At 52.3% G+C, this 11,856-nt stretch carries 10 protein-coding genes and 1 pseudogene; 2 read left to right on the top strand and 9 right to left on the bottom strand.

What is annotated here, in order from left to right:
- Nucleotides 1–56: 56 nt before the first annotated feature.
- The 6 genes from MKX98_RS08775 to MKX98_RS08750 all read right to left on the bottom strand — a co-directional run bounded on the left by MKX98_RS08775 (nucleotide 57) and on the right by MKX98_RS08750 (nucleotide 7,443).
- The gene (locus tag MKX98_RS08775) at nucleotides 57–1,583 is read right to left on the bottom strand and encodes a flotillin family protein (RefSeq protein ID WP_194541538.1); all 1,527 of its coding nucleotides are present in this window, start codon (nucleotides 1,581–1,583) and stop codon (nucleotides 57–59) included.
- 4 nt (nucleotides 1,584–1,587) lie between these two features.
- Nucleotides 1,588–2,121 carry a protease gene (locus MKX98_RS08770; protein WP_339222638.1) on the bottom strand — a complete coding sequence of 178 codons (534 nt, stop codon included), beginning with the start codon at nucleotides 2,119–2,121 and terminating at the stop codon, nucleotides 1,588–1,590.
- Nucleotides 2,122–2,323: 202 nt separating this feature from the next.
- On the bottom strand, nucleotides 2,324–3,487 hold the full coding sequence (locus MKX98_RS08765) for an iron-containing alcohol dehydrogenase (protein ID WP_339222636.1): 1,164 nt from the start codon (nucleotides 3,485–3,487) through the stop codon (nucleotides 2,324–2,326).
- Nucleotides 3,488–3,664: 177 nt separating this feature from the next.
- The gene (locus MKX98_RS08760; protein ID WP_339222634.1) at nucleotides 3,665–5,254 is read right to left on the bottom strand and encodes a UDP-glucose--hexose-1-phosphate uridylyltransferase; all 1,590 of its coding nucleotides are present in this window, start codon (nucleotides 5,252–5,254) and stop codon (nucleotides 3,665–3,667) included.
- Between the two features lie 19 nt (nucleotides 5,255–5,273).
- Complete coding sequence (gene galE, locus MKX98_RS08755) at nucleotides 5,274–6,263, bottom strand: UDP-glucose 4-epimerase GalE (RefSeq protein ID WP_339222632.1); 990 nt, start codon at nucleotides 6,261–6,263, stop codon at nucleotides 5,274–5,276.
- Nucleotide 6,264: 1 nt separating this feature from the next.
- On the bottom strand, nucleotides 6,265–7,443 hold the full coding sequence (locus tag MKX98_RS08750) for a galactokinase (protein ID WP_339222630.1): 1,179 nt from the start codon (nucleotides 7,441–7,443) through the stop codon (nucleotides 6,265–6,267).
- Nucleotides 7,444–7,636: 193 nt separating this feature from the next.
- Between MKX98_RS08750 and MKX98_RS08745 the strand changes: the two genes are divergently transcribed.
- Entirely contained in the window at nucleotides 7,637–8,497 is an 861-nt protein-coding gene (locus tag MKX98_RS08745; RefSeq protein WP_194541532.1) for an AraC family transcriptional regulator, read from the top strand.
- A 132-nt stretch (nucleotides 8,498–8,629) separates the two neighbouring features.
- Here MKX98_RS08745 and mgrA read toward each other — a convergent pair whose 3' ends face one another.
- The 3 genes from mgrA to MKX98_RS08730 all read right to left on the bottom strand — a co-directional run bounded on the left by mgrA (nucleotide 8,630) and on the right by MKX98_RS08730 (nucleotide 11,329).
- Nucleotides 8,630–9,646, bottom strand: coding sequence for an L-glyceraldehyde 3-phosphate reductase (mgrA, locus tag MKX98_RS08740; RefSeq protein WP_194545089.1), 1,017 nt, complete (start codon nucleotides 9,644–9,646; stop codon nucleotides 8,630–8,632).
- Nucleotides 9,647–9,771: 125 nt separating this feature from the next.
- Nucleotides 9,772–10,524, bottom strand: a complete 753-nt coding sequence (locus tag MKX98_RS08735) for an NAD-dependent protein deacylase (protein ID WP_339222627.1) — start codon at nucleotides 10,522–10,524, stop codon at nucleotides 9,772–9,774.
- A 37-nt stretch (nucleotides 10,525–10,561) separates the two neighbouring features.
- The gene (locus MKX98_RS08730) at nucleotides 10,562–11,329 is read right to left on the bottom strand and encodes an HAD family hydrolase (RefSeq protein ID WP_339222625.1); all 768 of its coding nucleotides are present in this window, start codon (nucleotides 11,327–11,329) and stop codon (nucleotides 10,562–10,564) included.
- Nucleotides 11,330–11,538: 209 nt separating this feature from the next.
- On the opposite strand from MKX98_RS08730, the pseudogene MKX98_RS08725 reads away from it, so the two are divergent.
- Nucleotides 11,539–11,778 (top strand): annotated as a pseudogene (locus tag MKX98_RS08725) (general stress protein); the annotation flags it as partial.
- Nucleotides 11,779–11,856 lie beyond the last annotated feature (78 nt).

Here is an 11,856-nt window from a genome sequence, read left to right as displayed (position 1 = left end):
CCAAAGTGCCGTACCGCTGCCTGTGACCGCTATCCCAATCCTACTTGCCGCTCCCTCTACTCTTCCTTAGCAGCACTTGTCTCAACAGGTACCGGAACAAGTTCCTGTTCCACAGCTACTGGCTTTTGAGCCGAGGCAGGCTTCTTGGTCAATCCCTTTATCAGTTCTTCCACATCAATCCCGGACACACTCTTCAGCATTTCAGGCGCCGTAGACATCAGCTCAGTCACATAATTGCTCACGCGAGCCGCACCTTCGCCTTTGCCTGTATCTACAACCGTCAGCTTGTCGATGGACGAAATTGGCTGAGCAATTTTGCCGGCAAGCTCAGGCAGCATTTTTACGATGATATCGAGCACAGCAGCTTCTCCGAACTTCTGGAACGCTTCGGCAAGTTTCTCCTTAGCATCGGCTTCGGCAATACCGCGCAGGCGGATGACTTCGGCTTCGGCCGTACCTTTGGCACGCTCGGCATCCGCAACGGCCAGACCATCCAGGCGCTTCTGTTCGGCAGACGCTTTGGCCTGGGTTTCGATGGAGTACTGCACGGCATCTGCTTCGCGCATCTTCCGGGCTTTATCCGCTTCCGCGGCCTGCTCAACGGCATAACGATCCGCTTCGGCTTTCTTCTTCACGTCCGCGTCATACTGCTTCTCGCGAACCATGATTTCTTTCTCCTGCAGGTCGATTTCGCGTTCCTTTCGAACGAGCTCAACCTTCATCTGCTCCTCGACCACCGTTTGTCTAGCACGGGCTTCCTGGATATGATAAGCTTGGTCCGCTTCAGCTTTCGCCGTATCCTGCTCCTTCTTAAAGGACGCAACCTTCAGCTCCCGTTCCTTCTCGGCTTCCGCGATATTGGTATCGCGTACGACCTCGGCCTTCTGTCCTTCTTCTTCCGCACGCGCTTTTTGAATCCGCGCGTCGCGCATCGCTTCGGCTTCGGCAATCTCCGCATCCCGCTTTACCGTAGCGATCCGCGGTTTACCCAGCGCTTCCAGATATCCATGCTTGTCGCGAACGTCCTTAATGGTAAAGGATACGATCTGCAGACCCATCTTCTTGAGGTCTCTTGCAGCGACACCTTGAACTTCCTGCGCGAACTTGTCGCGGTTACGGTAAACTTCCTCTACCGTCATGGAACCGAGAATGGCACGAAGATGGCCTTCCAGCACTTCCTGGGCTTCGCCCTTCAGCGCTTCAATCGGCTTGCCCATGAATTGCTCGGCTGCCGTTGCCACGTCTTCGATCGAGCTTCCCACTTTTATGATGGCTACCCCATCGGCCATAACCGGAACGCCTTGCTCCGTGTACACTTCAGGCGTCATAACATCCAGTTTATGAGATAAAAGCGATACAAATTCGGAGCGCTGAAATACGGGGAGTATAAAAGCGCCGCCGCCGCGCACGATTTTGATTTTGCGGCCGGATTCATCCTCCGATAAATTTTTGCTTCCCAAAAAAGAACCGGTTACGATCATCGCTTCATCCGGACTCACCGTTTTGTAACGGGCCCAGAACGCAAGTCCTAACACAACAATGACACCTACAACAATTGACGGAATTACTAAGTATTCTGGCATTGAATCAATCCTCTCCTTTTCGTTCTTCCAGTTCGGACACTCTCAGGACACCCTCAACAACGTCAACAACCACCACGCGGACTCCTGCGGAAAGATTTTGGCGATCAAAGCTTGACGCGATGTGCGTTGTGTTGCCTGCGCCAATCTTGACCATCACTTCACCGAATCCTTCTGCAGGAAGCGGTACGGTGACAACGCCGATCATCCCAGCCAGCTCCTTGATGGAGAAGCCCGTCGAGTTCTCGCTGTTCTCCATCGGTTTCACGTACCCGAAGTAGACGAGAATCGAAATGACGATAGCCGCTAAGATAGACAGCGTTACATGGGCACCTGCCGCCAATTCCGTGTATTTCGTCAGCATGATTCCGGTACCGCCAAATACGGTGATTCCTCCAGCGATCACAACCGGATTGAAAAAATCCACTGACAAAAAGTCCAACAATCCGTCAAGCGCCGAGCTAAGTATGTCGCCAAGCACCACGGTTACGATGGCAAATATCACGCCTCCGATCAGACAGCCCCAATATAACGCTTCCATGTTGATTGCCCCCTCTGAAATCCCTTACTGTGTATAACAAGTAATACGGCAAAATGTTTGCTAAAGTTTCAATTATTTCCCTCAAACGTATGGAAATCTCTTCATATCTATATTCGACACACCCACAAAAAAGCCTGCACGGTATGAACCGGCAGGCTTTAAAACCATTTCAATTCCTTGTCATATAACGACAGGACAACCCTTATAGCGACATCCGATAAATCTCCACGACGTCTTCACGCTGCAGCTTGCGGAAGTTGCCAAAAGGACCAAATCGCATCGCCTTATCGGCCATTGCCTCGATCTGGCTGTCGTCAATATCGTACGCCCCCAGCGTGCTTGGCGCACCGATGGAAGTCCAGAAGCTGCGAAGCGCTTCGATCCCTTCCAATCCGATGGCTTCATCGGTTTTTCCTGCCGGGTCAACTCCGAATACGTTCACGGCAAGAGACTTGAAGCGCTGAGGATCCGCACTCCGATTATATTTCATCCAATTCGGGAACAGGATCGCCAAGCCGCCGCCGTGCGGAATGTCGTATACGGCAGATACCGCATGCTCGATATTATGGGTTCCCCAGTCGCCGGCCATCCCCATATTGATCATGCCGTTCAGCGCCATCGTACCGCAGTACATGATCGTCTCGCGGAGCTCGTAGTCCTCCAGGTCCTCAACCAGCTTCGGCGCCGTATCGATAACGGTCCGAAGAATCGTTTCGCAGAAGCCGTCCTGCACCGGCGTGTTGGTATCCTGATGGAAGTAGTGCTCCAGTACGTGAGACATGATATCCACGATACCGTACACCGTCTGATCCCGCGGAAGGGAGAACGTATGTACAGGGTCAAGAATGGAAAATGCAGGGTAAGCATAAGGGCTACCCCAGCCCATCTTCTCTTGGGTTACTTCATTGGTGATAACGGAGCCGCCGTTCATCTCGGATCCGGTTGCAGCCATCGTAAGCACGGTTCCAAGTGGGAGACCCGCTTGCGGAACGGCTTTGCGTTCGACGAAATCCCACATATCTCCGTCATACTTGGCCCCTACGGCAATGGCCTTGGAGCAGTCAAGGACGCTTCCGCCGCCAACGGCCAGTATAAGATCAATGTTATGCTCCCGGCACAATGCCACGCCTTTGTGGACCGTCGACAGGCGCGGATTCGGTTCCACACCGGCAAGCTCCGTTACCACCGCATTCGCTTCCTGCAGAAACGCGATAACCTGATCGTACAGCCCGCTGCGCTTGATGCTGCCGCCACCATATACAAGCAATACGTTCCGGCCGTATTTAGCCACTTCACCACTTAAAGCGCTCAGCTTGCCCTTACCAAAAATCAACTGAGTCGGATTATGAAAGACAAAAGGTCTCATGTACATTACCTCCATCGCATCTGGTTCGCATCTATATTTTATCTTGCATGCTTTTTCATTCTATACCATTCCCCTTATGCAAAACAAACAGCCGTCCTTCTCCAGAAAGATCGGCTGTTTGCATAATGATCAGAGATATCGTTAACTTCAATACATCGTTTATCCATAAATGAATGTCTATTTGCTGCCTGGGACGTATCCCATATGGCTCAGGAATCGCTGAAATGCCTGTTGTCCTTCTGCCGTCTGTTTATATACCCCGGCATGCTCCAAAATCGTCGTGAATTTGAGGCCGACCTCCCGGCGAATCAGCTCGATCGCCCCGGCTTTATCCAGCGCTGCTGTTTCCTGTCCACGCAGCTCCTCGATCCAGTCCCCGTGGACGGCAAGCGGATGGTCCGCAGCCTTGCTGTCCGCGTACAGCTCCTCGTTCCCTGCAAGGATGTCGGCGATTTGATCGAGCTCTTCCTTAAGCCTGCCCGGCAGGATCGCCAGCCCCATCACTTCGATCAAGCCGATGTTTTCCTTCTTGATGTGGAACATCTCCCGATGAGGATGGAAAATCCCTTCCGGATATTGCTCATTCGTGCGATTGTTCCGCAGAACCAGGTCCATCTCGTAGATGCCCTCGTCATTTCGGCGGGCAATCGGAGTAACCGTATTGTGGCGGACGCGCTCTCCGTCCACTTCGCTGAACGCTTCAATGTCCGCTGAAGGATCACTGTAAATTTTCCATGCCTCGTAAATGCCGTTTGCGCATTCAAGAAGCGAATTCCGATCGCTTGAGGATAGCCGAATCACCGACATCGGCCACTTCACGATGGCCACGGATACGTCTGGATAATCCGCGTGCGTAAACCCGGCCACCTTCGGTGCTTTCTGGATCGGGAAGGTATGCCGTCCTCCCTGGAAATGATCATGCGTGAGAATCGAGCCCCCGACAATGGGGAGATCCGCGTTCGATCCGAGAAAATAATGCGGATAAGCATCAACAAAACTCAAAAGGCGGGCAAGCGTCGCTTTGGTCAGCTTCATCGGCACATGGTCATGATGGAATACAATGCAGTGCTCATTATAGTAAACATACGGCGAGTATTGGAAGAACCACGGCTCCCCGTTTAGCTCCAACGGAATAATGCGCAGGTTTTGCCGTGCCGGGTGGTTGACTCTGCCTGCATAACCGACATTCTCGCGGCAGAGCTGGCATTTCGGATAAACCGGCGGAGGCAGCAGTTTAGCCATGGCGATTTCCTTCGGGCTTTTCTCCGGCTTGGAGAGATTGATGGTGATCTCAATATCGCCATACGGGCTGGCGTGCCGCCAGTATTCATTTTTGGCTACGCGATCCATGCGAATGTAGTTGGAATCGATGCATAGATTGTAAAATTGGCGGGTTGCCGCAATGATCCCCTGCTCCTGCTGGACCGTCCGGAACTGAGCCGTTACGTCCGAAGGTCTCGCCATGAGCCGACCCATGATTTTAGCGTCCAGCAGATCCCGGTACGTATCGGTATTCTCGGGAATCATTCCATGCGCTGCACCGTAATCGATCATTACGTCGAGCATAGCCTGCGGCCCATCCGGTACAGGGCCGTTCACTTCGTCTCCGTACGGCTCGCTGAAACCGAAATCCTCCAGCAGCAGATTACGGCTGTAATCCGCGTCCGCTGCCTGGATAAGACCTTTATGAAGTGCAAAACGCACGAGCATTTCAATTGCATGAAGAACCTGCTTGGATTCGGGAGTTCCTGATGTTGCTGCATTCATGGTCCTCGTCCCCCTTGGATTAATTGTCACCGTAACCGTCCGGGTGACTGCTGTGCCATTTCCATGCGCTCTCGATAATCTGTTCCAGCGTCGTTCTGGATGGGGTCCATCCGAGAACGGTACGTGCTTTATCCGAAGATGCTACCAACACGGCAGGATCACCGGCACGCCGTGCCTCCATGACAACCGGAATGTCAGCACCCGTCACCTGCTTTGAGGTCTCGATAACCTCCTTAACCGAGAATCCGAGTCCATTGCCGAGGTTAAACACATTGCTGGCCTCTCCGCGGCGGAGGTAATCAACCGCGCGCAGATGAGCGTTCGCAAGATCGCTGACGTGAATGTAGTCACGGACACAAGTGCCGTCAGGTGTTGAATAATCGTCGCCAAACACCGAGATGCTTGGGCGCTGTTTCAAAGCGGTTTGCAGGACAAGCGGGATCAGATGGCTCTCCGGACGGTGATCCTCGCCGATTTTTCCGCTGGCATGCGATCCGGCTGCATTGAAGTAACGAAGGGACACATACTTCACGCCAAGCACGGTATCAAACCAGGACATCATCCGTTCCATCATCAGCTTGGTTTCTCCGTACACGTTCGTCGGCTGCGTACGGTCCGTTTCCTCGATCGGCACCTTCTCAGGCTCGCCGTAGGTTGCTGCCGTTGACGAGAAGACGATCTTCCGGACACCCGCTTCATTCATGGCTTCCAGCAGGCACAGCGTTCCGTATACGTTGTTATCGTAATATTTCACCGGATCCTTCATGCTCTCGCCAACCAGTGAATTCGCGGCAAAGTGGATAACGGCATCAATATCGTTTTCCGAGAACAACTGCTTCAGCAGCGCCTTGTCGCGCAGATCGCCGACATACAGCTTTCCACCCAGCAGCGCTTCGCGATGTCCCGTCTCCAGGCTGTCGATCACAACAACTTCTTCCCCTTGCTCCAACAGCTCCGCTACGGTATGAGAACCGATATAACCCGCACCGCCAGTCACTAAAATAGCCATATTATTCGCCCTCCTTCAATTCATGCACACCTTGACCTACGCCGCATACATAGAAGTCCGGCTTCAGTCCCGTTCTGGCTTCGTACTGCTGCCCCACCTCCGCAATGAAACGCTCCACCGCATCCTCGTGTACGAGAGATACCGTACAGCCTCCAAAGCCGGCTCCTGTCATTCTGGAACCCAGCGTGCCCGGAATCCGCTGTGCTTCTTCCACCAGCGCATCCAGTTCGTCGCCCGTTACTTCGTACAGATAACGCAAGGAGTCGTGGGACTGATTCATAAATTGTCCGAATGCTTCCAGATCTCCGTTCCTCAAGGCCTTCACGGAATCATGCACACGTTGGTTTTCCTCAACGACATGCTGGGCACGTCTACGGACGGTTTCATCCCGGATGCTGTCCTGTAGGCTGGCGAATTGATCCGGATTCAGCTGAGCGAGATACGATAACGCCGGCAGCTCCTTCTGCAAAATTTCCAATGCGCGGTCACACTCGCTGCGGCGTTCATTGTATTTGGAATCCACGAGTCCGCGCCGTTTGTTGGTATTTGAAATCACGATTTTGTAAGCTCCGGTCCGGAACGGCACCAGTTCATATTCGAGCGTATCGCACATCAACAGAATGGCATGATCCTGCTTGCCGTTGGCTACGGCGAATTGATCCATAATGCCGGAGTTGACGCCGACGAACAGGTTCTCCACCCGCTGCGAGAGCTTCGCAATCTCCACCGTATCCGTCTCCTTGCCTTCCATCTTCAAGAAGGCGTAAGCCGTGACCACTTCGATGGAAGCCGAGGAAGAGAGACCCGCGCCGTTCGGGATATCCCCATGGTAGAGCAGGTCGTAACCGCTGCTAAGGTTACAGCCGATTTTATTCAGCTCCGTTATGACGCCAACCGGATAATCTGTCCATTGATCGCTTTTGTAGCCATAATCCTCATCCAGGCTGATCGTTAACTCATAAGGGATATTGGTGGATGAAAAGCTCACCTTGTTATCGTCGCGAGGCCTTATAATCAAGGTCGTGCCAAACTCCAAGGCAGCCGGGAGCACGTAGCCTCCGTTATAATCCAAATGCTCCCCGATCAGATTCACGCGGCCGGGCGCGTTAAATATGCGAACCTTATGCTGGCTCTCACCGTGCTTGTCCATAAATCTTTCCATAAGCTGTTCCGTCGTCACTGCCCATCACTCCATCCTGTACATATGGTAGTTTTACTGTCTTCAGTATAATGGAAATCTCGTTAACCGATAATGAAATCTTGTGCGTTACATATGGATTTATGTGACTTCTGGAGGTACAATTAATTCATGAAATCAACGATGTCTTCACAGTTCCTCTTTTTCCCAAACTTATTGTAAAGGAAAATAAATAATGAAACCAACCTATTCTGTTGCTTCCAATCCTGCGCAGCAAGGCAGCGATTCGCTTCACGTCCGATTCGCCGGCGAGAGCCAGACCCTGCCGGAGCACGCATTGGGTCCGAAAATATACGATCATTACTTATTGCATATTATCGAGTCGGGACATGGCATATTTCGAACCGAAACCGACAGTTATCAGCTCGGCCCCGGCGACTGTTTCCTGATCCATCCCGGTCAAATTGTCAGTTATGTATCTGATGCGAGCCATCCCTGGCGTTACCGATGGGTCGCCTTTGATGGAGAACACGCCGGCGAAGGTGTACACCGTTCGGGACTCACCCCCGAAAAGCCTGTCCTCCATCTCATGGAGAACAACCCGATTCCGGGCTACGTGTCCCTCATTCAGAGCCATTTTCAATCCAGGGAGGAGAGCTCCCATATCGCCGCTATCGGTTATCTGCATTTAATCTGGGCCGAGATCATGAATCGGAGTGACCGACCGTCCCGTTTAACGCTGGCTGAGCCGCAGGTTCAGCGCACGGTGAAGCAGATGATCAGTTATATGGCTTCTCAATACGCCCATCCCGTATCGATTGAACAAATGTGCGCAAGCCTGGGCTACAACCGCGCGTACCTGTCGCGCATCTTCAAGCAGGAAACGGGCATGACTCCGATTACGTATCTGCTTAAATTAAGAATCGACCAATCCAAGCGGCTGCTGCGCGAACGTCCCGATTTGTCCATCGAGCAGGTTTCCGCATCCGTTGGACTCACCGATCCGCTCTATTTCTCGCGTCAGTTCAAGCGTCTCGTCGGTCGATCCCCTACAAGGTACCGCAAGGATATCCTCTCATCATCGACACTTTCTTAACGATATTGTTTGCCCGATATATCTGAACGAAAAAGGAGCGCCTGTCAGGTCTGTCATCCACCCTGAGGCGCTCCATTCATGTAGCTTGGTATCTATGTTATGTGTTCAGCATGCAATCCTTAGTGGTAATCATTATCCCTCTGCAGAAGAGGCGTTCTCCGTTTTCAGAATCGCTTCAATGCGATCCAGTTCTTCCTTCGAGAACTCCAGGTTGTTCAAGGCAGCCACATTGTCTTCGATCTGACTTACCTTGCTTGCCCCAATCAGGGCAGATGTCACCCGGCCGCCGCGGAGGACCCAAGCGAGAGCAAATTGGGCAAGAGTCTGGTTCCGCGCTTGAGCGATTTGATTCAAAGCTCTGATCTTGCGCAGCACTTCTGGCGTGATATTGCTTTCGTTCAAGAATACGGATGCGCTTGCGGCGCGTGAATCGCCGGGCACGCCATTCAAATATTTGTTGGTCAATAGTCCTTGAGCCAGCGGAGTGAAGGCGATGCTTCCGACCCCGTTCTCTTCCAGGACATCGAGCAGCCCGTTCTCCACCCAGCGGTCCAGCATGGAGTAGCTTGGTTGATGGATGAGCAGCGGAGTTCCCAGGCTTTTCAGAATCGAGATCGCTTCCCGCGTCTTCTCCGGCGAATAATTGGAGACTCCGACATATTGCGCCTTGCCTGAACGAACAAGATGGTCCAGCGCTACCATGGTTTCCTCAAGCGGCGTTTCCGGATCCATCCGATGATGATAGAAAATATCGACATAGTCCAGGCCCATACGTTTCAAGCTCTGATCGAGACTTGCAACCAAATATTTACGCGAACCGAAGTCGCCGTAAGGTCCCGGCCACATATGATAGCCCGCTTTGGACGAAATGACGAGCTCATCCCGGTATGCCTTAAGATCCCTTGAGAGAACCTTACCGAACGTCTCTTCGGCAGAGCCTGCAGGCGGTCCGTAATTGTTCGCCAGATCGAAGTGGGTAATGCCCAAATCGAAGGAGCGCGTTATCATATTACGCCCGTTTTCATACGTGTCGACACCACCGAAATTATGCCATAATCCAAGGGAGATCGCCGGAAGTTTCAATCCGGATCGCCCCACGCGGTTATACTTCATTCCTTCATAGCGGTCTTCGCTAGCCACATAGGTCACTTGCAATCCCTGCCTCTCTAAGTGATAGGTCCATTGCTAAATTCCATCTTATCGTGTTTGGTCGTCCTTTGACAAGAAAACGATTACAGTCATAGGTGCAGCAGCGCGCCAGCCGCCGTCGCCGCCTACGTGCTGATCAGCTTATCCACCTGCGTCATGACCTGACCGATCCGATCTGCAATCAAAAGGCCTGCACGGTGATCGTAAGGGGTTGGATCCGCATTCAACAAAGCTACCTTGCTCCCATGAAAATAGGATATCAAACTCGCAGCGGGATGTACCGTCAGGGAAGTCCCGCCAATAATCAACAAATCTGCCGTCGATATTTCCTGGATCGAGCGCATGATGATGTTCTGATCCAATTCCTCTTCATACAGCACGACATCCGGACGCACCAGTCCACCGCAATCCTTGCAGCGCGGGACGGTTTCCTTGATGTCCAGAATATCCTGGAGGCTGTAGAACCGGGAGCAATCCATGCAATAATTGCGGTGCACAGAGCCATGAAGCTCCAGTACCTCGGAGCATCCGGCGGTCTGATGCAAACCGTCAATATTTTGCGTGATTACCGCCTTCAGCTTACCGTCATGCTCCAGTCTCGACAACAACCGGTGACAGCCGTTCGGCTGCGCTTGCGGGTGAAGCATCTTGCTTCGGTAAAAGTCGTAAAACACTTCCGGATGGTTCATGAAAAAAGTGTGGCTGAGCATGACCTCCGGCGGATACGGAGATTGGTGCTCGCTCTGGTATAATCCGGCTGCCGAACGGAAGTCAGGAATCCCGCTCTCCGTGGAGGTACCGGCTCCCCCGAAAAAAACAATGTAGTCGCTCGCTTCGATCCATGTTGCCAACTGCTCGATCTTTTCCCTGTTCTCCACTCTTTTACACCTCCGTACAGCCCTTAAAATAACACGTCTACCTGTACACGTCTAATTCATTATAATCGGATATGACGACATCGGCATCTGTCAGATGTACAGGTTCCCCTTCATCTGTCATTAAACCCACAGCCAGAGCGGCGCCTGCTTGCTTCGCCATTTGCATATCCGCGTTGCTGTCACCGATCACCACCGCTTCCTCGGGCATAATCCCAAGCAGGCGGCAAGCGGTCTCCGTCATTTCCGGGTGCGGCTTGCCGTTTCGAACCTGATCTCTTCCCAAAATGGCTGTAAAGGAAGTGTGTAGCCCCATCCACTCCAGCTGTTCCTTGGCATTAGAGGTGTCGTCCGAAGTAACCACGGCCATCTTCACGGACGCCAAGCTGCATTTCTTCAGAAAATTCTCCAGCCCGGGCATCGGGAATGCCGGCTTCTGCTGACGAACCTCATACATGGCGTTTTTCGTAATCTGATGGACCTGCATAATCGCTTCGTTCCATGGCATTCCTGCAGCGTACAGCTGCCAAGCCAGCAGCCCGTTCGTCTCCTCCACGGTACCCATGGCGAGAGGACCCTGAACGTCGTACCCCGTCACACGACTGTTGGCATCATGCTTAGTGCCCAGCACGTGCTCTTTCGGCACCGTGAAGCCGGCTCCCATTAATCCCAGCCGTTCCTCCATGAACTTGAGCACATAATCGGCCCATCCTCCCCACAGCGCCATGAAATGGAGCAGCGTTCCGTCTTTATCAAACAAAATCCCTTTGCAGGGAACGGTTCGTCCCTTCACTTGAACAAACGGCAATGTTAAAAAACCTCCCTATCCTATTCTTGATCATACTCTTATTAAACCATGAAATAAACTCTGATTTAAGCGGAAATAACGCCGGACTCTGAAATCGATCCAAAACGGAAATTTACCAATCTTTAGTCGAATGTTGTGATTCATGACAAATAAGCCGTGGTAAGTAACATATACGCATAGCAAATACGACGGTAAAGGAGTGATTTGTGATGGCAACAAGCAGCAATCGAAAGATGACCCGCGAAGAAGCAGGACGTCTTGGCGGCGAAGCGACCGCGAAAAAACACAGCCGAGAATTCTACCAGGAAATCGGTAAAAAAGGCGGCAAAGCGACGTCCAAGAACCATAGCCGCGAGTTTTACCAGGAAATCGGTCAAAAGGGCGGCGAAGCCACCTCGCGGAATCATAATCGTGAATTCTATCAGGAAATTGGCCGCAAAGGCGGCAAGAAATAGCATCACCACTCAAAAAGGAGCCTGATCCCACCCTAGGGAAACAGGCTCTTTGCATGCCATCACAGCTGGCGT

Origin of the sequence: Paenibacillus sp. FSL W7-1332 (assembly GCF_037969785.1) — a bacterium.
GTDB lineage: Bacteria > Bacillota > Bacilli > Paenibacillales > Paenibacillaceae > Paenibacillus_AQ.
The sequence above is the reverse complement of the archived record's forward strand: the minus strand, read 5'-3'. Positions and strand labels throughout refer to the sequence as shown.

What these genes read in the sequence shown, in the direction of transcription:
- MKX98_RS08775 (WP_194541538.1), bottom strand. Translation starts at nt 1,583, where the DNA reads ATGCCAGAATACTTAGTAATTCCGTCAATTGTTGTAGGTGTCATTGTT.
- MKX98_RS08770 (WP_339222638.1), bottom strand. Translation starts at nt 2,121, where the DNA reads ATGGAAGCGTTATATTGGGGCTGTCTGATCGGAGGCGTGATATTTGCC.
- MKX98_RS08760 (WP_339222634.1), bottom strand. Translation starts at nt 5,254, where the DNA reads ATGAATGCAGCAACATCAGGAACTCCCGAATCCAAGCAGGTTCTTCAT.
- MKX98_RS08765 (WP_339222636.1), bottom strand. Translation starts at nt 3,487, where the DNA reads ATGAGACCTTTTGTCTTTCATAATCCGACTCAGTTGATTTTTGGTAAG.
- MKX98_RS08745 (WP_194541532.1), top strand. Translation starts at nt 7,637, where the DNA reads ATGAAACCAACCTATTCTGTTGCTTCCAATCCTGCGCAGCAAGGCAGC.
- galE (WP_339222632.1), bottom strand. Translation starts at nt 6,263, where the DNA reads ATGGCTATTTTAGTGACTGGCGGTGCGGGTTATATCGGTTCTCATACC.